The following is a 23,485-nucleotide window of genomic DNA, read 5'->3' as shown; positions in this document are numbered from 1 at the left end:
GGAACTGTCGATGAATACCTTGCAACACGTTTTACTGAGTATGCTGCTGGTGCTGGTCGTTTATCTCACCTTCCAAAATCAGCAATTACACGCTGCATTACAACAAGGGCAACAAGCATCCGCCGCCAGCGTTACCGCCGCGCTCACCCCACTCACCGAAAAGCTGGACGCAATCCACGGTGTAACCAGCAAACTGGGTAAAGCCGCTGACGATGCCGCCGAACAAAAGCTCACCGCGCTGCAAAAACGCTTAAACCTTTACAAAACCCTGTCAGTGGTCAATCAAGCAGAACAATTACGTGCGGAAGGTAAAGGCGTGCCTGCTGCTGAAAAGCTTGCCACCACAAAAAAGCCACTGTGGGAAGCAGGTGAAACTTTTGCCGATAAAAAAGCCCGCCTGCAAGGTTTAATGAACCCTATCGACAAACTGGTCAGCGCGTGGAAAGGCGGTGACACTAATACTAACGTTGCTGCTATCCGCAAAGAAATCGAAGCCGTTTTAGGGGAACTGGGCAATGACTGAGCATAATAATAAACAACAAATCTGGACACGTCGCCCCGTGCGCATTGGTCTGGCATGGCTTACCGGGATATTGCTCGCGACAGGAATTATCTACGCAATTACCCAAACCGCCCCCACTCCCCATCAAACTGGCAGTGTGTGGAGTTTGCTGTCATCCAGTAACAGCGCGTCACGCAACGACACTTTTTGCGCACTGGCTCAAGCCCCCGACAACAGTTGCTTAGGCAACCCGCAAGGCTTATGCAGCAAAGACCTAGAAATGGCAAAAGTCGCTTGGAAATACTTTGAAAACAATTACAACCCCAAGACCGGCTTGTATAACGCGGCGGATAAATACCAATCCACCACGATGTGGGACACGGGTTCGGCACTGGCTGCCACCATAGCCGCGCACGATTTTGGTTTGATTGACGAAAAGGATTTCGACGAACGCATTCAAGCGATGTTCAAAACCCTCACCACAATGGAACTGTTCAACAAGGAAGCCCCCAACAAGGTGTATCACGCAGGCACGGGCGCAATGGTGGATTACCGCAATCAACCCGCGCCGGACGGGATCGGGGTTTCTGCCTTGGATCTGGCGCGAATCATTTCCTGGCTGAATACGCTGGGCTGTATGCATCCGAAATACGCCTACCCAGCTAAAAAAGCAGTGGAACGCTGGGATTTAACCCGCTTGATTAAAGACGGGCAAATGTTCGGGCTTTACCGTGACCCCGCCACTAAAGCGATGGTGGTAGCGCAGGAAGGGCGGTTGGGTTACGAGCAATACGCGGGGAAAATTTTCCGCGAATTGGGTTACGATCAGCGAGTTTCAGCCACTTACAACAATGAATTCCGCGAAACAATCAATATTTACGACGTGCCAGTGGCGTATGACCGCCGCGATCCACGTGATTTGGGCGCGTACAACTACGTGGTAACAGAATCGTATGCAATGGATGCGGTTGAAAACGGTATTGATGCCGAGAACCAACCGTTACTGGCAAATATTTACCAAGTACAAAAACGCCGCTGGGAAGAAACCGGGGTAATCACGGCTGTTTCAGAAGACAATATCGACCAAAAACCGTACTTCCTTTACAACACCATTTTCACCGCCGGATTGCCTTGGAATACCACCACCGACAAAGGGGTGCGCTACGACAACCTCAAAACCATTTCGGTGAAAGCCGCAATGTCGATGGCGTTGCTGTTCCCCGATGATCCATACAGTAAGCAACTGGCCTATACCGTAAATACCGCTTACGACCCAGAACGCGGCTGGTATTCGGGCATTTACGAAAACGGCGGCGGCTACAATAAAGCGATTACCGCCAACACCAACGGGATTATTTTGAGCCTGCTGCTGCACAAAAAATACGGTGAATTTTACCCAACGTGCAAACGCTGCCAGCGCGGGATGAAGCTGGACGTAGCCAAAACTCAAACGTGCGATGCTTGCGCGGTTAAATAAAAGCCTGTTACTGGCAGTAACAGGCGGGTTATGGATGCCAACAACACTGGCACAACCGCAACCGCCGTTACTGCAAACATTGGAAACCCTCGCCTGTGCAGTGGATAGCCCGACCGCAGCGCATCACCTTCAGCGACTTTTCAATATTTCCCCGGCGGGGCAACAATGGCCGGATGAATGGCTCGGCAAACGCCCCGCCCAACCCAGCCTGCACGCCGGAACGCTCGACATTGCCCTGCATACCTTGCAGCAAACGGCGACGCGCTTCCCCGATTTGCGCGAAACGGCGGAACGGGTAGCGTTGCAATGGGACTATTGCGAAGTGCTGGATGATCAGCAGTTTTACGATGTATCGCTGCAAAATGCCGTGCTGCAAAAACAACGCGCTGGCGATGTGCCACTAAAATGGGAAGGTTTTCGCCAATGGGGTTTCCTCACACCTGATCCGACGACGCGCTTTGTGCCGTTACTGCTGGATGAAATCCGCATCGCCCCCCCGGCTTATCACCTGTTTTTACACCGGATTTACCGCCAGCAATGTTTTCCGCACCCGGAAACAGGCTTATTGGTGCGAGAAGCAGAAACCGCACCCGCATGGCTGCGACCGCTTACCGATAATGTGGAAGTAACTGCGGCAACCACGCCATTTCCGTTTAACTGGCAAACGACTTGCCCGGTTACGCCCATCAAAACGGCAGTAAAAGCCGAACCGCCAGCACTCGCAAGCAAGTCCGCACCAACCGTCGTGAAAACCGCAGCACCTCAGAAACCACCCGCACCCCAGCAGCCACCCAGCGCGGTCAACATGCCTGAATCACCGATAACGTTAGCCACGACTGCGATTACCCCTGCACCGCCACTGGAGGACACAGCAATCAGCAAGCCCGCACCGATGCCAAAAGTACGCCCCCCAACGCCAGCTAAAACAGTGACGCAGGAAGAGGTGGTGTTGCCAGCTATTCTTGCGCAATCGGCAGCCGGGGAGATTCCGATGTATCAGGAAATGCCAGATAACGGTGCGCTCCCCGCACACGACATGAGCGGGATTGCCAGCAGATCACAACGGTTACGCATCGCCGGTAGTATTGCTGACAGCGTTTCGCTCAAAGACGGCAGTAATAGCGTGTCTGCCAGCGTTACTTGGTCGCCCAAACCTGATTGGTTTATCAGCGGCAATGCCTCACTTAAAGACGGTGAACCGGGGTATGCATGGAGTGCGGGATACGCCAATAACAAACCGGGGGGCTGGTCGGTGCAAGCCAATAACTGGGGGCCGTTGCAACCGGGGGAAGGTTTAGCGTTGAAAAAAACCACGCTCAATATCGGGCATAAAATCAAATCCCGCACTTTAAGCAATCACAAACTTGCCGCATCCGCGAATCTCGGCATTCCCGCCAACGGCAAGCCCAGTCTCAGCGGAACCCTGCAATGGAACCCCAAATCCAAATGGTACGCCCGCACCACCGCGAGCGTGCCGTTAAGCGGCGGCAACCCGAACTGGACTTACGCCTTCGGTTACGCCGACCCGCGCCCCGGTAAGTGGCGGGTGGAATACAGCAATTACGGTACGAATGCCTTTCCCGGCGACAACCTCAACCAAGGTGCGGTAACAGTCAGTCAAGGCTGGCAGTTTTAAGCAATTCGCCGCACTGCACTCAATGCGGAATCCATTTAAACAGAAACTCTTTTTTCACCATTACCCACACCAACGCCAGCAACCCGGCATGAATCGCAGTATTAATCCAAAAATCGTTATACCCCGGCAGCGGCGTATTCATAATCGCCAGCAATAAAAATACGTGCGTAAAAAACACATACAACGATGCCTGCCCCAGCGGAATCAACAACCAGCCCAACGCACGATGCAACGGTTGCCAGCACACGGTTAACAGCGCGTAAATACTCACAAACAACACCACCGCATTAATCAGTCGCCCAATACCCAACTTGCTTTTCGGGAAATATTCATTGTAGATGTATAAAAAAGTATCCGGTGGAATCACCTGTAATCTTGCCCAATCTGGGAATTGTACCAGCGGATGATTCAGCGTCAGCCAGATAAATCCCAGCGTCATTAGCACGCACAAGTACAGCAAACGCTGCCCCCACGCACCCTTGAAAAAGTTCAGCACATCCTGTTTGTAATAACCCACCACCATGCCATGCACATAAATTAACTGCCAAGCCAGCAAGGGGAAAGCATACTCAAACTGCGCACCAGTCGGGCGCAACGATTGAAACGGTGCTCCATAATGAATCGCGTACAACACCCAACTTACCCCCAGCAGCAGCCCCACCCGTTGCTTAGTGAGCATAAAAAACACCAGCGGGGTAAACAAAACGAACATCGCCACGTACATCCCTATAACCTGAAACTGGTGCGGGCCGATTTGCAGCAATAACGCCTTGCTGATCACTGTCGACAAATTCGCATCCAACGCGGGGTAAAGCTGATAAGTGTTGCCGCCATAAGGGTCGTGAAAGGTGGTAATTACCGTACTATCCAGCCAAGGAATGTAGCGGATCGCCGCCACGATCAAAATCATCACCACACTAATCCGGTACAAATCCACCGAACGTTGCAGCAAACCGGGCATCACCGCTGCCAACCCGTCGCGTTTCACTTTTTTGCCGTACACCATGCCCACCACAATGCCGGAAAGAATCACGAAAACCTCAGCCGTTGACACCACCCCGATGCGTTCCCAGCCGATAAACATCAGCGCGGAAAAAAACTCAAAATGGCTGGCAAACAGCAACGGAATCACGAAACCGCGCATAAAATCGAGACGTAAATCACGGGTCGCACCGGTTTCGGGGTACGCCCAACTTGCTGGAATCCAGTCGCTGAAAGCACGGGACGTGCGTAGGGTTGCTGTAGTCATGGAATACCGCCGTTTATCAATTTTTATATAACGTTCATCCATACTATGAAGGGAAATCACCAGAAGCAAGCGCGTCCCGCCATACGGTTAACCGAATTCTGTGCAGAATCCTGCAATTGTGTGCCGTTTACGGTTATCATTCCTGCTTTACCGATACTGCATCTAAAGATCATGGCTAAAGCGACCAAGAAAAAAAGCTCCCCCGGCAGCAAAACCATTGCCCTCAACAAACAGGCACGCCACGACTATTACATCGAACAGACCTTCGAGGCCGGTTTAGTGCTGCAAGGTTGGGAAGTGAAAAGCCTGCGTGACGGGCGCATCCAGATGAAAGAAAGCTACGTGATCATGGAAAAAGGCGAAGCATTCCTGTTCGGTGCGCACATCAGTGCCCTGCTGTCAGCGTCCACGCACGTTATTCCTGACTCGGTACGCACCCGCAAACTGCTGCTGCACGGCACTGAAATCGTGCGCATCAACAATGCCGTTGACCGCAAAGGTTACGCCATCGTGCCACTGGCAATGTACTGGAAAAACAACCGCGTCAAGGTCGAAATCGGCTTAGGCAAAGGCAAGCAGTTACACGATAAGCGCGACACCGAAAAAGCACGCGATTGGGGTCGTGAAAAAGACCGGATTATGAAGCGTCATTAATTTAGCCCTGCGTATTCTTTTCCACCCAACGCACCGAACCATCCGCTAAAGTTTCGCGCTTCCAAAACGGCGCGGCGTGTTTGAGGGTTTCCATGATCTCACGGCACGCTGCAAACGCCGCCGCGCGGTGTGCCGACCAAACCGCCACCAATACAATCGGTTCGGCGGGGGTTAACTCCCCTACTCTATGCACCACCAACGCGGCATCCAGCGACCATTTTTCCATCGCTTGTTGGGTCAATTCGGTTAACTGACGCTGGGTCATGCTAGGGTAATGCTCTAAAAACATCCCGGTAACATCATCGCCTTCGTTAAAGTCACGCATTGTCCCCACGAAAACCGCAGTCGCACCGGAACGGGTATTCGCCGCTTGCGTGGCCTGCCATTGCGACAGCATTTGCCAAGGGTCAAACGCCGCTTCGCGCACTTCCACATGGATCATCTCAACCTCCGGTCACAGGCGGAAAAAACGCCACTTCATCACCGGCTTGCACCAGCGTTTCCAGATTCGCATACGCCTGATTAACTGAAACCAGCACATTCACAGGCAATGCCGCCCCACCGCTGCTGCGCTGCCAAACCTCGTGCGCGGTTAACGGCACATCGGTATCAATGCTGGCTTGGGCTTTCCCCAAACGTTCGCGCAGGCTGGCGAAAAATAATACATTAATCGGCATAATGTCCTCGAAAAGGTGATGAAACCCTGATGATGATACCTCAGCCGCCTATCGCCCGACCACGCGCTGTTGTAGGTACTCCCATCGCACCCTACAATACCCCCATGCAACGAGCCTACCACATTCTCAACAATACCTACGGCTACGCCGATTTTCGCCTGAACCAGCGCGATATTATCGGCTCATTGCTGCAAGATCATGATGTCCTCGCGCTAATGCCAACCGGCGGCGGCAAATCGCTGTGTTACCAGATTCCCGCCTTGGTGCGCGATGGCGTGGGGATTATCGTGTCGCCGCTGATTGCGTTGATGCAGGATCAGGTCGATGCGCTGCTGCAACTGGGTATCCGCGCCGCTTACCTCAATTCCTCGCTGAACTACGGCGCGGTGCAGCGGGTGGAGCGTGAATTGCTGGCGGGTGAAATCGACTTGCTGTATGTCGCGCCTGAACGCTTGCTCAGCGAAAAAATGCTGCCCTTGCTGGAACGTTTGCATTCCACCATCGGTATCAGCCTGTTCGCTATCGACGAAGCGCATTGCGTGTCGCAATGGGGGCATGATTTCCGCCCGGAATACCAGCAATTGTCGATGCTGGCGGAACGTTTCCCCGGTGTGCCGCGCATTGCGCTGACGGCGACGGCGGATCAGCGTACCCGTCAGGAAATCATTGAGCAGTTGCGCCTGCAACGCGCTGATATTTACGTCAACAGTTTTGACCGCCCCAATATTCACTACACTATCCAGCAAGGGCAGCAGGCGCGGCAACAATTGTGGCAGTTCATCGACGCAAATCATTCGCAGGATGCCGGGATTATGTACTGCCTGTCGCGCAAAAAGGTGGAAGATACTGCCGCATGGCTGGCGCAACAGGGGCGCACCGCGTTGCCGTATCACGCGGGGATGGATGCGGACACGCGCCGTAACCACCAGCAACGTTTCCTGCGCGAAGAGGGCGTGATCATCGTTGCCACCATCGCGTTCGGCATGGGGATTGATAAGCCGGATGTGCGTTTCGTGGCGCATTTGAGCTTGCCGAAAAGCATCGAAGCCTATTATCAGGAAACCGGGCGGGCTGGGCGCGACGGTTTGCCCGCGAATGCGTGGATGGCGTATGGCCTGCAAGATGTCATCACTTTGCGCCAGATGATGCTGGAATCAACCGCTAGCGAGCAGCAAAAGCGCATTGAACACCACAAGCTGCAAGCCATGTTGGGCTTGTGCGAAATGACGACCTGCCGCCGCCAAGCGTTGTTGAGCTACTTTGGTGAGCCTACACCGCAACCGTGTGGGAATTGCGATAATTGCCGGAATCCGCCGGAGGTGTGGGAAGCAGCGGTGGCGGCGCAAAAAGCCTTGTCGTGCGTGTACCGCACCGGGCAGCGTTTCGGGGTGAATTACATTATCGAGGTGTTGCTGGGCAAGGATGATGAGCGCATCCGCCAGTTTCGCCATGAGCAGCTTTCCACCTTTGGGATTGGCAAGGAGCATTCGGATGCGGAATGGCGCAATATTTTCCGCCAATTGATTGCGCTGGGGTATTTGACGGTGGATGTGGACGGGCATGGCGGCTTGCGCTTGACCGATAACGCCCGCCCGTTATTGCGTGGGGAAATCGAGCTGCATTTGCGCAAGGAGCAGAAGCGCGAACGGGTGCGGCGTGATCGTGTGCGGGGTGATCCTGTCGCCAAACCCCGGTTTAACCGCGATACCATGCCCATTGAGGTGGAAGCCTTGTGGGAAGCCTTGCGTGCGCTGCGACTACGCTTGGCACAGGAACAGGGTGTGCCGCCGTATGTCATTTTCCACGATTCCACCTTGCTGCAAATGGCGGATGAACGCCCGCAAACGCTGGAGGCGATGCGGGGTATTGCGGGGATTGGGGAACGTAAACTTACGCAGTATGGGCAGGCGTTTTTGGATGTGGTATCGGCCGCTTTAGTTCTGTGACATAGCATCCAAAGCCCACCAAGCGCAACAATGACCAGGAACACCACGTACCCGGCAATCTCACCCTTCCATCCAGTTGTTCTAAAATACCCGTCATCAGTTTTGTAGAATGGAGCGAGCAATTAACAAAAACAGCGTGCTGGAGTAATGATGATGAAACAACATTTCGATCAGGACTGGTTGAACTGGATTGATGCCAACCTAGCCCGTGAATGTGACAAAAACGGTATTTTCAAAATCTTGCTGGATAACGAGTTTGACTACCATACCATCGCAGCAAAACTCAACTATCACCCCACAACCAATCCTTACCTCTTTGAAAATCCCTTAATAGGGACGCAACAACCGCAAACCCAAGACACGTTACCACGCGCGGCAGGTGATATTAGTGGCACGGCACTAGAGCGTGCCTTGTATTTACCCAATGCTAAACGCCTTGACGATGAGCGATTAGAACTGTATCTCGTCGATGATTTTCTGACAGCCGAAGAATGCACACAAATCATTGCCGCCATGCGCACCCAGTTAACATCATCCACCCTGACCAATGACCTTGAACCTGACCAATATTACCGAACCAGCAAAACCTGTAATTTAGGGGCAAGCACTGATCCCTTTATCCACGAAATTGACCAACGCATTTGCCGCTACCTCGGTATCGACATCGCTTTTTCCGAAAGTATGCAAGGTCAATACTATGATGTCGGCGAGGAATTCAAAGCACACACCGATTATTTTGAAGCCTGTGATTGGGAAACGCACTGTGCGGTGCAAGGTCAGCGCACCTACACCTTCATGATTTACCTAAACGACACCGAAGCAGGCGGCGAAACCACGTTCACTCACCTTGAAAAAACCTTTCACCCCAAACAAGGCACCGCCGTAATTTGGAACAGCCTTAACCCCGATGGCTCGGTCAACCCCGATTCAATGCATTGGGGAAAACCGGTAAGCAAAGGCTACAAAGCCATCATCACCAAATGGTTTCGTAGCTGCACCCGTGATGGCAGCAAAACGGGGATGCAGACCAAGGTGGCTAACGAGTATATCCCCCACTACACCAAGATAGGCTTTGAAAAGCGGCAATTGCCTGAGCCGCTATTCCTGAAAATTAAAGCCTTTTACGAGCAAAACAAAATGATGCCGGAAAGCGAGAGCATTCCCGGTGATTTTGTCTACAAAGCAGGCGTACAAACCTTTCAGCCTAGCAGTGAACTAGTCAGTCTTAGCAGCGCGTTGCGCGACGAAATCCACGACACGCTGAAAGCCCTACTGGAACAATGGAGCAACACTGTTTTAGAGCCAACCTATGTTTACGGCATCCGCGTCTATCGCGATCAGGCTGTGTTAAAAACACACAGGGACAGGTTGGACACGCACATCATCAGTGCCATTATCAACGTCGATCAAGAGGTGCAGGAAGACTGGCCTTTGCTGATTGAGGACAACTATTACCGCCCCCACCAAGTCATCTTAAAACCGGGTGAGGTGGTATTCTACGAAGGTGCACGGTTAACGCACGGTCGCCCAACGCCCTTGCAGGGCAACAGCTTCGCTAACATCTTTACGCATTTCAAACCTGCATCCCCGCACTCAGACAGTACTAAAGCTGTGATGGCAAACATCACCCCGTTAGTAAATTCGCCAAATTAACAAAATCCTCTACCGATAACGTTTCCGCACGGCGCACAGGATCTATTCCCACGCTTTCAATCTGCTCTGCGCTCAGCAAGCCTTTCAGCGTATTGCGCAAGGTTTTGCGGCGTTGCGAAAACGCTTGCTGTACCAACTTACCAAATTGCTCCGGGTCATTGGCAACGTGCGGGGGCGTTGCCCACGGTTTCAAATACACCACCGCCGAATCAACCTTAGGCGGCGGAGTAAATGCGCCGGGGCCAATCTTCAGCAAATAATGCGGTTCGCAATAGTATTGCACCATCACCGAGAGCCGCCCGTAATCGGAACTGTCCGGCTCGGCAGTCAGACGATCCACCACTTCCTTTTGTAGCATGAACAACATGTCGCGGATGTGCGCCCGGTGTTCCAAAAAGTGGAAAATCAGCGGTGTGGAAATGTTGTACGGCAAGTTACCGATAATCCGCAGCGTATCGCCGTCGCCGCGCAACGCCGGAATATCCAGCTTGAGCGCGTCTTGGGCGTGGATGTGCAATTTACCTTCGGCTTGTGGCTGTTGTTGCCACCAGGCAATCACGTCGCGGTCGATTTCGACCACATCCAGACGCGGCAGCAATTCCAGCAGCGGGAAGGTGAGTGCGCCGGGGCCGGGGCCGATTTCGACGACGTGATCCGTGGGTTGCAAGTTAACAGCGCGGAGCATGTTGTCGATGACATTGCGGTCATGCAAGAAGTGTTGCCCGAAACGTTTTTTGGCGTGTTGTTGATATTGGGACATGTGAATCCGATGAGGTAAAGTTCCCTCCCCTGACAAGGGGAGGGTTAGGAGGGGGTTCTTCTTACGGCAGTATTTTCAGTTCAACCCGGCGGTTTTGCGCTTTGCCATCGGGTGTAGCGTTATCCGCCAACGGCGTATTGGAGCCGTAGCCTTTGGCACTCAGAAGTTCGGCTTTCGCACCTTTTTCCACCAGATATTTCATCACGGCTTCAGCACGGGACTGGGACAGCTTTTCATTAGCTGCTTTGTCGCCACTGCTGTCAGTGTGACCACCGACTTCGATTTTCAGATCGGGGTATTTTTTCAAGGTGGTAGCGGCTTCATCCAGAATCGGGAAAGACGTAGCCGTCAATACTGCCGAGCCAGTTTCAAAGGTGACACCTTTGAGGTTGATGTTTTCAGTTTTGGAACAGCCAACTTGGTTCACCTCTGAATCGGCGGCAGTGTCAGCGCACAAATCCGCGTCATCCGCCACACCGTCTTTGTCCGCATCCGCAATAGCGTCACAACCTTTGTCGTCGACCTTCACGCCTTCTTTGGTATCAAGGCACTTATCAGCATCGTCTGGAACGCCGTCTTTATCACCATCAACAGGCGCAGGCGGCGGTAAATCACACCCCTTGTCGTCGACTTTCACGCCTTCTTTGGTATCAAGGCACTTGTCAGCATCATCTGGAACACCGTCTTTGTCACCATCTGCTGGTGGCGGTGGTGGTAAATCACAACCCTTGTCGTCGACTTTCACGCCTTCTTTGGTATCGAGGCACTTATCAGCATCGTCTGGAACGCCATCTTTATCACCATCAGCCAGTGGCGGTGGTGGTAAGTCACAACCCTTGTCGTCGACTTTCACGCCTTCTTTAGTATCAAGGCACTTATCCGCATCGTCTGGAACACCGTCTTTGTCACCATCTGTCGGTGGTGGTGGCGGTAAATCACAACCTTTGTCGTCGACCTTCACGCCGTCTTTGGTGTCTAGGCACTTGTCAGCAGGATCAAGTACGCCGTCTTTGTCGCCATCTTTGGGTGGCTCACAACCGGTTGCGTCAACGGTTACGCCCGCTGCGGTTTCCAAACACTTGTCGAGTTTGTCAGGAATACCGTCTTTATCGCCGTCTTTGGTTTCGGTTTCGAGGGTACTGGCTAAACGTTGTTTTTCCGCTGCCAATTGCTGTTTTTCCGTTTCTAACGCCGCAAAATTCTGGCGCAATTGCGCAAACTGCTGGGAAACCTCAGCAATCGCGGAAACTTTTTGATCCATGTCTGTGACTTTGACTTCCAACTCGCCTTTTTCAGCTTTGCAGCTTTCGAGTTCGGCCTTTTTGACACTGGTTGCCAACTCGCCTTGCAACGCATCTAGCTTGCCCTGCAATTCACCTTTACCCTTACTCGCATCTTCCAATTGGCGTTTCAGGTCAGCAATGGTTTTATCTTGAGCAGACAAGGTTTCTTGGGTTTTGCTCATCAAATCGGTTTGCTGCTGGCGCAATGTGCCCAAGGAGCGATTCAATGTATCAATTTGCTGTGTGGTGTTGGTTTGGGTGGAGGTTACTGCCTGCGTTTGCGCTGGCTGCTGTTGTTGCGCACCAGTGTAATATTGGTTGGTAGTGGTCGCGTAACCGTTGCGATAGCCACCCATGTTAGGCCATGCGAAACTCGGCATTTGCGGTAAATACAATTGCGGTGGTGTCGGTGGTGTAAACAACGGCGCGGGCAAGAAGTAACCGGGGTTGTAAAACGGCATTCCCATTCCGGTGTTAAACGGTTGTGTGCCATAGCGGTAGTTATTCGCGCTCGTACTGTAAGGTTGCGCGTAATTGTAGGTGTAACCGTAAGTAGTCGGTGCAGCTGCCGTCGTGGTAGTCGCCGCAGTTGTCACTGGAGTTACGCTGGTAGTCGCAGCAGTATTCGCGGTAGCCGTATCCGTCATACTGGTGACACTGGTGGTGCTGGCGGGATAAACGTAACCCTGCGTGGTTTCAGTTTTCTCGGTAACACTAGTTCCCGTGGTTGCAGCTGTAACAGGCGCGGTTTCCGCCGTACTGGTCGTCGTCGTAGTCACTTGCGTAGTGCTGACGACTTCAGGTGGCACACTCGCCGGATCTGGAAATTGTAAGGTTTCAGCATAGGCCGACGTAACCAGCACGGAACTCATGCTTAGACAGGCAATGAATTTATACATAACGGGAACCTTCCTCATCTCAATACTTAAAATCGTTAGAATGACGCACACTAGCCCTTGCCCCCTAGTGACAGGTCTCTGCGGGCGGCTGATATGGTTATGGTAAAGCCTGCAATCACATCCAAAAAAGACATGCCTGCTAAAATCAGAAACACCGAGTTTCCACCCCAATCGTAAATCAGCCAAGCCGTTAAATAGGCAATCAACACAAACGTAGAAAACAAATGGTCAAAAATCGTTACTTCCGAAGTGCGGGTTGACTTGAACAGCTCTACATAAAGCGTCAGCACCCCCATTAAAATCATGAAGTCGCCCCATGTCGGCTTCCAGATCGACCCCGAAGGCAGACGCATATGAAATAAAACGTTATTTAATTTTTCAGGGAAAAAACCAACCTTCACCGCCAACCAATAAACGACGAATAATACGCCAAATAACGGAACGAGTTGCAGGGTTTTGAGCATGATTGTGGCACTATCAGTGAGTTGCGTGCCACCAAGTATAAAACAAAGCTACGCTGCCGTCAGGCTTAACCATCGTAAATGTACGTTCGTCGGATGAATTTGTGGTTTTCCGGCAACACATCCTATAGTTCGTGCAAGTGTCGTCTCATAGCCATAACAAAGACACGCAACGAAAAAAAGAGATAACAAACATGACTAACAAACACTCTCGTCTTTCCTATAGGGCTGCTCTTTTACCACTGCTGTTCTGCTCTGCTACCGTGTTAGCTGGCGACGGCGGCATTGATGCGCCTTACGGACAACTGCCCCCTCCTTCGCAAAATGAGCTGACTCTCGAAACCGAGCAAGCTGCTGATGTCAGTTGTGACAGCGGCGACCCGTCACGCGGCGAATGCGCGAATGTGGAAAGTGCTGCGGCGGCTGCCCCTGATTCCATGCAACAAGCCAAACAACTGAGCAATGAAAGCGATGGTTTCATCGAAGATGCTACCGAAACCGGCGCACCTAGCCTGAATACTGGCTACGTCGGCGGCAAAACCCGTATTGGTATCGGCATTGATTCTGAATTCAAAGGCAAAGCTGATTTGAGCCACGTGTTTACCGAAACTGAAGACACTGCGGTTATTGGTCAAGGTTACATCGGCGTTAACCCGAAAAAAGACGATGCCAAAGGTCACATTACCGGGGCGGGTGCGAAATTAAACTACCACTGGGTTTCTAAGGACGAAGCGGGTCAAGCCTCACACGTCAATAAAGTTTTTGGTGCGTATGACCAAAACGGCTCATCCGACAAAGACGGCAAACAAGCGAAAAAAGTAACCGTGGGTTACGGTCAAGAACGTGAAAATATGTTCTGGTCAGGTAGCGTCATGAAAGGCTTGGGTGACAAGTTTGATACCGGGCAAAAAGACAAAAACGGCAATACCATTTATGAAAAAGGCTACGACTGGGGCGTAGGCGGTCGTGTTGGTACATTTATTTCCGAACAGCAAATGCGCGTTCAAGGCGGTTTGGACTACGAATGGGGCACTGAACAAGCCGCCACCGAAAGCAAAGCAAAACAAGTTACCCTGACTGGCGGCGTGGAAAAATTCTTCCCCGACAGCCCACACAGCGTTAACGCCAATATTGACGTTTACAAAAAATCTGGCGGCTATGTCGAAGGTGAACAAAAAGCAGAAGTGCGTGGTGGCGTAGGCTACCGCTATGACTTAGCCAGCGAATCCGGCATTTGGCAAGCGGACAAAATGTATCGCCGGGTACGTACCGAAATTCCGGGTGAAGAAATCAAAAAACCAGCAAAAGTCGAGCGCAAACTGGTTAAGCACACAATGGAACTGGAAGCGGATAGCTTCTTCAAAGTCGACAGTGCCAAGCTGACTCCAGAAGCACTGGAACGCATGAACAGTGTTGCTGCGAAAATGCGTGAATGTGGTAGCGAAGGCAATATCCGCATCAGCGGCAACACTTGCGACATTGGCTCCACTGCGCACAACCAAAAACTGTCAGAACGCCGTGCTAACAGCGTCCGCGAGTTCCTGATTAAGAATGGCTTTCCGGCAGAAACTTTATTGGCACAAGGTTTAGGCGAAAGCAGCCCGAAATACCCGAACACCGAATCCGAGCGTCATAAAAATCGCCGGGTTGACGTGGAATACGTGTGCTACCAAAACGAGTACAAAGACCAAACCGTACAAGAAGGTGGCGTAACACGCACTGACCCGAAAGTCGTATGGAAGCAAGAGCTGATCCCAACGCCACCACTGTGGGTACGTCAAGGTTTACACAACGTTGCTGATCACAAACAACGGGTTGACACCTACAAAACGACTGCGGGTGGTGAAAATAAACCGGAAGTTTGCGAGGGTTTAGAAGCTAAAGATGATGGTGAAACCGTTATTACTAAAGGCAATACCAAAATCATCGACCTGCTCAAAAACGATGATTTCTGCCCTGACAGTAACACCAAAATCACCAAAGTCATGTGTGATGGTAAAGACGTTTCTGAATTCATCACAAGCGGTGGCAAAGACTTCACCATCACTACAGATGATACGACACCGGAAAGCACCAAACAGTGTACTTACACGATTGAAGATAAGAATGGCGATACTGACAGTGCTGATTTCTCAGTTACCGTTAAGAAAGCCGATGGCGGTGCAAAACCAACCGTGAAAGATGATACGTATGACTACAAAGGTACATCCGCACTGGGCAATGTATTAACTAACGATGCGGATGACATCACGGGTTATACCGTTGTTGACCGCAGCGTGTTATCGGTTCCAACGGGTGCAACAGGTTACACTTACACCATTTCTGATGCAGGTGAATTAACGTTTAATCCTAACGGCGTGGCTGGCACATACAAGTTCCAGTATTACACAGAGAAAGATGGCGTGAAATCAGCAACACCAGCGACAATTACTATCGTTGTTCCTGAAAGCAGTTGCCCAGCTAATGAATCAAAAACCGGATCATTGACTTATCAATACAGTAGTTCCAATCCAGTAGACCAACCTATTGATGTAACTAGTTTTCTACCTACAGGCAAAGGCTTAACAGATATTGAGTCAATTACCTTTGCACCAAGCACAGAAAACCCTAAGATTCCGGGACAAGTTTATGCAAAAGGAACTAACGGTAATCCAGTTTTAGCTGGTCTTCTCAGTGTATCGTCTGACAATAATGTGAAATTTACGCCAGCGACTAATGGATACTGTACAGATATAAAGAAAACGTTCTACATCAAACTGAAGAATTGCCCTACTACTATCACTGTAGATTACACCTTCAACGCAACATAATAACCCTAAAACGGTAATTGCGTAACGAAATCAGCCGCTGGGGAAACTCGGCGGCTTTTTGCGTTTATTGGTTGGAAATCAAGCAAAAGGATCAAGAATGGTTAATTGATTATCAACAAGTAAATTGTGTTGCATATCTTCGCTGTAAAGCACCTGACAGTCACTGAGTAAAGCAGATGACACAATGATGGAGTCGTAATACGAAAACCGATAGCGTTCCCTGAGTGAAGCAGCCTTACCAAACACCGCTTGCGAGAGATTTTCAATCTGATAACGACTGTAGCAATCATCGACAAAATCTTGAACATCCGCATTAACCAAACCGAGTTTTTTCAACAAATTATTGCTGACCTCGTTTACAACCTGCACAGAAATGGTGTGCCGTCCAGCTAACACCAATGCTTTAGCGATGTTCTGCTTAAGTGGTTCTTTATCGGTGAAGGTGTACAAAAACACATTGGAATCAATGAATACCTTAACGTTCATTGGCTTCCTCACGGGACAAAAACTTTACCGCTCTATCAACATGAATGGGATTATTAGCCAAACGCTCAATAAAGCCGATCTTTTTCACTGCCACTTGAGGTATTGCCAACTCGTCTTCTATCATGATGATAATTTTGGCTTTTGTTACAGACTGTAGTTTGCGGAATGTTTCGGGAATTTTAAACATTCCATCGTTAATACTCGCTTCAAATTCAACTGCATACATAAGTTTTACCTCTTACTTGAGTCCACTTAAATCATTTCAAGGAAGTATATATCAACAATACCACACCCGTACCCATCATACTCATTGCCAACAGTGACATAGCTGGCAACAACCCGAATGCCACCACGCCGCTAACCAATAACGCACCACCCACAATCGCCAGCCGATTACTACGCTGTGCTTGCCGCATTTCCTGACGCATGGCTTCCAATTGCTGTGATTCCCACTGCATTTTGAGCTTGTGCTGACTCGTTTGCTGCATAATGTCGTGCAACATATTCGGCATGTAGGGCAGGTTTTCAAGGAACTTCGGTAAGTTTACTTTTGCGCCATTGAACAAAGCACGCACCCCGACTTGCTCATCCATCCAGCGTTCAATAAACGGTTTAGCGGTCGACCACAAATCCAAATCGGGATAAAGCTGGCGGCCTAAACCCTCGATATTCAGCAAGGTTTTTTGCAGCAAAACCAATTGCGGCTGCACTTCCATATTAAAACGTCGTGCAGTCTGGAACAGGCGCAGCAAAAACTGCCCAAAAGATATGTCTTTAATCGGCAGGTTGAAAATCGGTTCGCACACCGAACGAATCGCCGATTCAAATTCATCCACACGAGTGGAAGGCGGAACCCAGCCCGATTCTACGTGTAATTCTGCTACCCGTTTGTAATCACGCTGGAAAAAGGCGTAAAAATTTTCCGCCAGATAACGTTTATCCGCTGGAGACAGCGTGCCGACAATGCCGAAATCCACCGCGATGTATTGCGGGTCATTCGGATTACTAGGGTCAATAAAAATATTGCCGGGGTGCATATCCGCGTGAAAAAAGTTGTGGCGGAAGACTTGGGTGAAAAAGATTTCCACTCCTAATTCGCCCAGCCGTTTGAAATTCACCCCCAACTCGCGCAAGCGCGGAATATCGCCCACGGGCACACCGTAAATGCGTTCCATCACAATCACATTGGGATGAGTGTAATCCCAGTAAATTTCCGGCACGTACAAGGTGGGGTTTGCCTCGAAATTGCGGCGAATTTGGCTGGCATTCGCGGCTTCACGCATCATATCGAGTTCGTCGAAAATGGTTTTTTCGTATTCGGCAACCACGTCCACCGGGCGCAAACGGCGGGCTTCTTTCCAGTAGCGTTGCAGCAAACCCGCCATTAAATACATCAGTTCCACGTCTTGGCGAATGGTTTTGTCGATGCCGGGGCGCAACACTTTTACCACCACTTCTTTGCCATCCCACAATTGTGCAGCATGGACTTGAGCAATGGAGGCGGATGCCAGCGGGTCGGTTTCAAACCGTTGAAACACTTCGGTGACGGATTTGCCGTAAGCCTTTTCGATCATTTTCCGCGCTTCAAGGCTGGAAAACGGTGGCACGCGGTCTTGCAAACGGGTCAATTCAGCCGCAATGTCGTCCGGCAACAAATCGCGGCGAGTGGAAAGCATTTGCCCAAATTTGATGAAAATGGGTCCTAAATCTTCCAAAGCGCGGCGGATGCGCTCCCCACGAGGGCGAGTTTCTTGTTTACCCCAGTTCCAAGGGGAAATGTGATAAACAAACGCCAGCGGGCGCATGAAGGGGATGTTGAAGACGAGTTCGTCCAAGCCGTGGCGGATAAAGACACGGTTGATCGTCCACAGACGCAGGATGCGGGTGAAGGGTTTCATTTAGGGTGTTTACCACATCAAATCGTCAGGGATTTTGAAATCGGCGTAAGGGTCGTCTGCGGCAGCGGCCTGTTGCTCCAGACTGCCCGCGTTTTGCACTAGAATGCAAGCGGCATCGCGTTGCGCAATTTTTTCCGCAATTTGGCGCGGCACCAGCTCATAACCGTCACCGAATTTGACCAAAGCAATCACCCCGTAAGCGAGTTGATCTTGCAGTAAATCAGTAACATAGATTTTTTTCACCTTGCTGCCATCAGCAAATTGGTAAGCCAAACCTCCGTGCTTGCGATCAATCCGATTCAGCTCAATCAGTTGTTTGACTTGCGCTTGAATGGCTTTTTGTTGGGCTTGTTCGCGTTGGATGCGGTTGAGTTCTTTGGAACGTTCAGCCTTTTCTTGCAGGGCTTTTTCCGCTAATAACTTGGCTTCGTCCACTAACGATTCGCCGGTTTTATGGGCTTTCTTTTGGGCTTTAGCGGTATGATTATGGGCTTTTTTACGCTGTTCGCGCTCAGCCGCATCGGCTTTGGATTTGTCGATTAAGCCAGCTTTGAGGAGTTGCTCGTGTAGTGATGCCATGTAGAAATCCATCAGATAAACGGTTGATGGCAGATAGTATACCATTTTGCAGCAGATCAAGGCATCCGCGCACATTCCTGTTAGGATGGCGGCATATCAGTAAGTAAAGAGGTTGTTATGCAACAAGAAAATATACGCTGCATTCCCGTGTGGTCGGGTTGGGTGCGGTTAACCCATTGGCTGATCGCGTTTGGGGTGTTGTTTCAAATCGTAAGTGCTTGGGCGATTCAACACGGCAATGTCGATTACGCTTTCTGGCGCGACTGGCACATGATCAGCGGGCAATTGCTGTTAATCAGTGTGGTGGGGCGGATTATTTTGCTGTTTTTATTACCGGGAAGCGGACATTGGCGAGCGTTATTACCGGATAAAGCGCAGTGGGATGGGCTGTTGCAAATGGCGCGTTTTTACCTGAGCTTCGGAAAATTTCCGTTGCCAAACTGGTTCGCGCACAACCCGTTTTGGCGGCAATTGTACCCACTGTTGTGGTTGGTGTTGATCGCAGCTTGTGCTACAGGATTGGTGTATAACGCGCCGTATACCTTGGCAGGTTTATCCATGCACAGCTTGCACGGCAATTTAGCCGTACTGATCAGTGGCTTTGTGATTTTGCACGTGTTGGCGGCGTTTTTGCACGACTTGAAAGGCAAAGGCGCGGCAATTTCGGGCATGATTAACGGTTTGCGCTATTTCCACGTCGCTGCGGCGCATAAACCACCGCCGGAAACGCCATTTAAGGGCAGTACCCCGCCGGTTTATGTGTCGGTGGATAGTATTAAGCGGCAGTAATTTACTCGGTAATTTCTGGCTACTTTTGTTATATTATGGCTATATCCCAATGAAAGGAATAGCCATGAGTGCCGCTACTATTTCCACGTTGAAAAACCAACTGCCTGAATGGGTACACAAAGCCGAACAGGGTGAAGACATCCAAATTACCCGCCACGGCAAACCGGTTGCGATGATCGTATCATTGGAACGTTACAACCGCGCCTTCCATACTGGCAAAGGGGCATTCAATACCTATTTACGCTGGCGTGCAAAATACCCCAACGCACAAGGTTTCACAGCGGATGAACTAGAACAATTGCACCAGCGTACTCGTGTTCAGCACGAAACACGGTCGGCGGCGTGGGATTAAATCATGCGCTATTTATTGGACACCAATATCCTCTCCGAACAGACCAAGCCTCTGCCTGATCCAAATGTGATTTCCCGACTGGAACTTGACGGCATTTTTGCTTGCACCTCCGCCACGGTTTGGCACGAGTTATGGCACGGCATTCACTTAATGCCCACAAGTCAGCGTCAACAAGAATTGACAGATTACATGACCATGCTAGTGGAAGATGGGCTGGAAATTCTACCCTTTTGCCAACATGCGGCGGAATGGCTGGCACAAGAGCGAGTACGTCTTAAGCGATTAGGCTTAACGCCTAGTAAATATGACAGCGAGATTGCGGCAGTTGCCATCGTCAACCATTTAACCATCGTGACTCGTAATGTAGATGATTTTGCGTCATTCGCAGATGTCCGCGTCGAAAATTGGTTTGGCTTGTGAACAGCCTCGGAAGAATTAAGGAAACAGCCTGATGACAACACTCACCCCTGAACAACTGGAGACTATCCTAGCCCAAGGTGAGGATAGCCAGTACGTAACCGCCCGCGAAGAAATCCAACGGATGTTTCAAGAAACCGGTTTGGTGTACGCCGAAGAAAATATTATTCCCGACAGCAGCTTGCAAGACCTGCACCGAACTCGCCTTGCCGTTTATTTTGAAAACCGCTACCAACAAACCTTGGAAGAATCTGGTTTAGATCTAGCACAAATTACCAAAAGTTTGCATATCAGTAATGGGGAACGCTTAAACCTAGCGGGCTTGCTTTTGTTCGGCAAAAATCCGCAACAGTTCCGCCCCGCGTTCATGGTAAAAGCGGTTTACATCGACGGTACGGACATTGCTTCCCAACACTACCGCGATAGCGAAGATATTGAAGGTTGCCTGCTTGATCAATACGAACGCAGCCTTGCTTTCATCACCCGTAACTTGCACCGTTTACAGGCGGGACAGGGCATCAATAGCCTCGGCAAACTAGAAATTCCCGAAATCACTTTGCAGGAAGTGTTGGTTAATGCCCTTATTCACCGCGATTATTTTATTCCCGCGCCTATCCGCATCCTGATGTTTATCGACAGGGTAGAAATCATTAGCCCCGGTCATTTACCCAATCATTTAACCATTGAGCAAATTCATTTTGGCTTATCCAATATGCGTAATCCGATCATTGCCTCACACGCTACACGGCAAATGCCTTATCGCGGATTGGGCAGTGGCATTCCTCGTGCTTTAGAAAATTACGCGGCAATTCAGTTGATTGACGATCGCGCAGGCAATCAGTTCAAAGTCATCATTCAGCGTCCGATCCTAGAAAAACCATGACCCATATCCCCCTTGCCCTCTACATCCACATCCCTTGGTGTATCCGTAAATGCCCGTATTGCGACTTCAACTCGCACGCCGCCGCCAGCGGTTTGCCGGAGTCAGCATATGTGCAAGCTTTGCTCACCAACCTTGCCAGCGAATTACCGCACGTCTGGGGACGCAAGCTGGAGTCCATCTTCATTGGCGGTGGCACGCCCAGCCTGTTTTCAGCGAACAGTATTGACGAATTGCTGTGCGGTATCCGCGCCCTGATGCCGTTTCGCCCCAATGTGGAAGTCACCTTAGAAGCCAACCCCGGCACGTTTGAGCAAGACAAATTCCGGGGATTTCGCGAAGCGGGCATCAATCGTCTGTCAGTAGGCATTCAAAGTTTCAACCCCGCGCATTTACAGGCATTAGGGCGCGTCCATAACCGCGAGGAAGCATTGCGTGCGGCAGACATTGCGCGGACGGCGGGTTTCGATAATTTTAATTTGGATCTGATGTTTGGCTTGCCGCAGCAAACATTAGCCGAAGCCATGCAAGATTTGCAGCAAGCAATTGATTTGCAACCGACGCACCTGTCTTGGTATCAGCTCACCCTAGAACCTAACACCCTGTTTTACAAACAACCACCGCCCTTGCCGGACGATGATTTAGTCGCTGATATGCAATTCGCGGGGCAAGCATTACTCAACGCGGCAAATTATCAGCAGTACGAAGTCTCCGCCTACGCGCAACCACAGCAACAATGCCGCCACAATCGTAATTACTGGGAGTTTGGCGATTATCTCGCCATCGGTGCAGGCGCACACGGTAAAATCACCCATCCGGCGGATGGCAGCGTGACCCGTTACCACAATTACCGCCAACCGAGCGAGTACCTGCAACACACGCCACAAGGCAATGCCCGCAGCGGCACACAAACGCTCACTACTGCCGATTTAAACTTTGAATTTATGCTCAATGCCCTGCGATTACGCGACGGTTTCGCCCTACCCTTATTCAGCGAACGCACCGGTTTAAGCGTGGAACACCTACAAACCGGCTTAGATCAAGCACTTCAACGCGGCTTACTCAGCGTAACCGGAGAGCAAGTGCGCCCTACAGAACACGGCTGGCAGTTTTTAAACGAGGTTATGCAGTTGTTTTTGGAGGATTAACCACGCAACTTGCCCAGAAAATTCGCCACTAAGCCACCGACTAACATCACTGCCAACACGAATAGATGCACATTAATCGCCGCGATCGCGCTGGGTTGCGCCGCGCTTACTGGCAGTAATCCTGCGATAATACCGCCTTCATACAACCCCGCATTCAGTGGGATAAACAACGGCAAACCACTGGCTAACTCGCCTAAAACGACCGCAGTGAGGCGCATGTTCCAAGTGACATCCGGTAAAAACTGCCCCAACAGCCACGCCAAAGTCAGCAATTTCACCATCCAACTTGCCCAAGTCATGAGCCAACTGCGCCAAAACTCACTCCAATTATCCGGCAATCCGTAAACCGTTTGCTGTACTAACTGACTGAAATAGCCGTCACGCCCAGCAAATCGTGCCTCAATAACATTGCGTAGTAAATACACCAGCAACGGTAACACCACCCACACCACAATCACTGGAATCGCCAAACGTTTCAATGGCGTTACCACCAACAACGGATAAATGAGAAACGCAAGAGCCGCATGAATATCCAAAAAACGGAACCACAGCAAAGCTGATACTGAATGCGCATGAGTGATCCCAAACTCACCTTTCATCGCAGCCGGAAAACTGCCCGTGCCAGTGTGCGTGGGGAAAAACTGACTACGCAAGGTGTGTGTGAGCAATAACCGCCAAGTTGCCAAACCCTTACCTTGCAATACCTGCGGAAAATAATCATACAGCCGCCATGCAGATAACCCGTAAGCCAGCAACAGCAATACAAAAGCCACCATCACCGCCGTTGGATTTACACCAGCCCAAACACCAACGACCTTACCCCAACCCAACAGGTATTCCACCCCTCCGACTAACAAAAGGAATAACAACCAGCCCAAGGGTTGTTGCCAAGCTTTGAGCGCACTAGGGTTCTGTTGTGTCATCATCCA

The 23,485-nt window shown here is 50.7% G+C and carries 23 protein-coding genes; 12 read left to right on the top strand and 11 right to left on the bottom strand.

The features are described from left to right. Positions 1 to 10: 10 nt before the first annotated feature. The 3 genes from J9260_RS02205 to J9260_RS02195 are packed head-to-tail and all read left to right on the top strand — an operon-like array spanning position 11 to position 3,615. The gene (locus tag J9260_RS02205; RefSeq protein WP_210219430.1) at positions 11 to 523 is read left to right on the top strand and encodes a hypothetical protein; all 513 of its coding nucleotides are present in this window, start codon (positions 11 to 13) and stop codon (positions 521 to 523) included. Further along, complete coding sequence (locus J9260_RS02200; RefSeq protein ID WP_210219429.1) at positions 516 to 1,979, top strand: DUF3131 domain-containing protein; 1,464 nt, start codon at positions 516 to 518, stop codon at positions 1,977 to 1,979. The genes J9260_RS02205 and J9260_RS02200 overlap by 8 nt, the downstream gene beginning before the upstream one ends. A 34-nt stretch (positions 1,980 to 2,013) precedes the next feature. After that, positions 2,014 to 3,615, top strand: coding sequence for a DUF3131 domain-containing protein (locus J9260_RS02195; RefSeq protein ID WP_210219428.1), 1,602 nt, complete (start codon positions 2,014 to 2,016; stop codon positions 3,613 to 3,615). A 19-nt stretch (positions 3,616 to 3,634) separates the two neighbouring features. On the opposite strand, the gene opgC is transcribed toward J9260_RS02195, so the two are convergent. After that, on the bottom strand, positions 3,635 to 4,864 hold the full coding sequence (gene opgC, locus J9260_RS02190) for an OpgC domain-containing protein (protein ID WP_210219427.1): 1,230 nt from the start codon (positions 4,862 to 4,864) through the stop codon (positions 3,635 to 3,637). A 171-nt stretch (positions 4,865 to 5,035) separates the two neighbouring features. On the opposite strand from opgC, the gene smpB reads away from it, so the two are divergent. Beyond that, positions 5,036 to 5,518: an SsrA-binding protein SmpB gene (gene smpB, locus J9260_RS02185; RefSeq protein WP_210219426.1), complete on the top strand. Its 483-nt coding sequence runs from the start codon at positions 5,036 to 5,038 to the stop codon at positions 5,516 to 5,518. Between the two features lies 1 nt (position 5,519). Here smpB and J9260_RS02180 read toward each other — a convergent pair whose 3' ends face one another. Both J9260_RS02180 and J9260_RS02175 read right to left on the bottom strand, forming a co-directional pair. Then, a complete protein-coding gene (locus J9260_RS02180; RefSeq protein ID WP_210219425.1) occupies positions 5,520 to 5,960 on the bottom strand; it encodes a molybdenum cofactor biosynthesis protein MoaE in 441 nt (146 codons plus the stop codon). A 1-nt stretch (position 5,961) separates the two neighbouring features. Then, a complete protein-coding gene (locus J9260_RS02175; RefSeq protein WP_210219424.1) occupies positions 5,962 to 6,195 on the bottom strand; it encodes a MoaD/ThiS family protein in 234 nt (77 codons plus the stop codon). A gap of 104 nt (positions 6,196 to 6,299) precedes the next feature. On the opposite strand from J9260_RS02175, the gene recQ reads away from it, so the two are divergent. Both recQ and J9260_RS02165 read left to right on the top strand, forming a co-directional pair. After that, positions 6,300 to 8,141, top strand: coding sequence for a DNA helicase RecQ (gene recQ / locus J9260_RS02170; RefSeq protein ID WP_210220693.1), 1,842 nt, complete (start codon positions 6,300 to 6,302; stop codon positions 8,139 to 8,141). A gap of 153 nt (positions 8,142 to 8,294) precedes the next feature. Then, positions 8,295 to 9,794 carry a prolyl hydroxylase family protein gene (locus tag J9260_RS02165; RefSeq protein WP_210219423.1) on the top strand — a complete coding sequence of 500 codons (1,500 nt, stop codon included), beginning with the start codon at positions 8,295 to 8,297 and terminating at the stop codon, positions 9,792 to 9,794. On the opposite strand, the gene rsmA is transcribed toward J9260_RS02165, so the two are convergent. From rsmA to J9260_RS02150, 3 genes are all read right to left on the bottom strand, one after another. After that, positions 9,766 to 10,554 carry a 16S rRNA (adenine(1518)-N(6)/adenine(1519)-N(6))-dimethyltransferase RsmA gene (rsmA, locus tag J9260_RS02160; RefSeq protein ID WP_210219422.1) on the bottom strand — a complete coding sequence of 263 codons (789 nt, stop codon included), beginning with the start codon at positions 10,552 to 10,554 and terminating at the stop codon, positions 9,766 to 9,768. The genes J9260_RS02165 and rsmA overlap by 29 nt on opposite strands. A gap of 61 nt (positions 10,555 to 10,615) precedes the next feature. Next, positions 10,616 to 12,736, bottom strand: a complete 2,121-nt coding sequence (locus J9260_RS02155; protein ID WP_210219421.1) for an OmpA family protein — start codon at positions 12,734 to 12,736, stop codon at positions 10,616 to 10,618. Between the two features lie 50 nt (positions 12,737 to 12,786). Beyond that, positions 12,787 to 13,200, bottom strand: a complete 414-nt coding sequence (locus tag J9260_RS02150; protein WP_210219420.1) for a hypothetical protein — start codon at positions 13,198 to 13,200, stop codon at positions 12,787 to 12,789. Between the two features lie 191 nt (positions 13,201 to 13,391). Between J9260_RS02150 and J9260_RS02145 the strand changes: the two genes are divergently transcribed. Then, a complete protein-coding gene (locus J9260_RS02145) occupies positions 13,392 to 16,007 on the top strand; it encodes an OmpA family protein (RefSeq protein ID WP_210219419.1) in 2,616 nt (871 codons plus the stop codon). Between the two features lie 78 nt (positions 16,008 to 16,085). Here the strand turns inward: J9260_RS02145 and J9260_RS02140 are convergent, their stop codons facing one another. Genes J9260_RS02140 through J9260_RS02125 form a run of 4 tightly spaced genes read right to left on the bottom strand, consistent with a single transcriptional unit; the run spans position 16,086 to position 18,970 of the window. Then, positions 16,086 to 16,493, bottom strand: a complete 408-nt coding sequence (locus J9260_RS02140; protein WP_210219418.1) for a PIN domain-containing protein — start codon at positions 16,491 to 16,493, stop codon at positions 16,086 to 16,088. Continuing rightward, positions 16,483 to 16,719, bottom strand: a complete 237-nt coding sequence (locus J9260_RS02135) for a hypothetical protein (RefSeq protein ID WP_210219417.1) — start codon at positions 16,717 to 16,719, stop codon at positions 16,483 to 16,485. The genes J9260_RS02140 and J9260_RS02135 overlap by 11 nt, the downstream gene beginning before the upstream one ends. A 31-nt stretch (positions 16,720 to 16,750) precedes the next feature. Beyond that, complete coding sequence (gene ubiB, locus J9260_RS02130) at positions 16,751 to 18,391, bottom strand: ubiquinone biosynthesis regulatory protein kinase UbiB (RefSeq protein ID WP_210219416.1); 1,641 nt, start codon at positions 18,389 to 18,391, stop codon at positions 16,751 to 16,753. A 9-nt stretch (positions 18,392 to 18,400) separates the two neighbouring features. Next, on the bottom strand, positions 18,401 to 18,970 hold the full coding sequence (locus tag J9260_RS02125) for a DUF2058 domain-containing protein (RefSeq protein WP_210219415.1): 570 nt from the start codon (positions 18,968 to 18,970) through the stop codon (positions 18,401 to 18,403). Positions 18,971 to 19,087: 117 nt separating this feature from the next. Here J9260_RS02125 and J9260_RS02120 point away from each other — a divergent pair, with 117 nt between their 5' ends. The 5 genes from J9260_RS02120 to hemW all read left to right on the top strand — a co-directional run bounded on the left by J9260_RS02120 (position 19,088) and on the right by hemW (position 22,556). Then, entirely contained in the window at positions 19,088 to 19,759 is a 672-nt protein-coding gene (locus tag J9260_RS02120) for a cytochrome b/b6 domain-containing protein (RefSeq protein WP_210219414.1), read from the top strand. A gap of 64 nt (positions 19,760 to 19,823) precedes the next feature. Further along, the gene (locus J9260_RS02115; RefSeq protein WP_210219413.1) at positions 19,824 to 20,111 is read left to right on the top strand and encodes a type II toxin-antitoxin system Phd/YefM family antitoxin; all 288 of its coding nucleotides are present in this window, start codon (positions 19,824 to 19,826) and stop codon (positions 20,109 to 20,111) included. 3 nt (positions 20,112 to 20,114) lie between these two features. Beyond that, the gene (locus J9260_RS02110) at positions 20,115 to 20,531 is read left to right on the top strand and encodes a type II toxin-antitoxin system VapC family toxin (RefSeq protein ID WP_210219412.1); all 417 of its coding nucleotides are present in this window, start codon (positions 20,115 to 20,117) and stop codon (positions 20,529 to 20,531) included. A 31-nt stretch (positions 20,532 to 20,562) separates the two neighbouring features. Further along, a complete protein-coding gene (locus tag J9260_RS02105) occupies positions 20,563 to 21,411 on the top strand; it encodes an ATP-binding protein (protein ID WP_246499593.1) in 849 nt (282 codons plus the stop codon). After that, the gene (gene hemW, locus J9260_RS02100) at positions 21,408 to 22,556 is read left to right on the top strand and encodes a radical SAM family heme chaperone HemW (protein WP_210219411.1); all 1,149 of its coding nucleotides are present in this window, start codon (positions 21,408 to 21,410) and stop codon (positions 22,554 to 22,556) included. Before J9260_RS02105 ends, hemW begins: the two co-directional genes overlap by 4 nt. On the opposite strand, the gene J9260_RS02095 is transcribed toward hemW, so the two are convergent. Beyond that, complete coding sequence (locus tag J9260_RS02095) at positions 22,553 to 23,482, bottom strand: lysylphosphatidylglycerol synthase domain-containing protein (RefSeq protein ID WP_210219410.1); 930 nt, start codon at positions 23,480 to 23,482, stop codon at positions 22,553 to 22,555. The genes hemW and J9260_RS02095 overlap by 4 nt on opposite strands. Positions 23,483 to 23,485 lie beyond the last annotated feature (3 nt).

This window comes from Thiothrix unzii, assembly GCF_017901175.1.
GTDB lineage: Bacteria > Pseudomonadota > Gammaproteobacteria > Thiotrichales > Thiotrichaceae > Thiothrix > Thiothrix unzii.
This window is presented reverse-complemented; position numbering and strand designations above follow the sequence as displayed.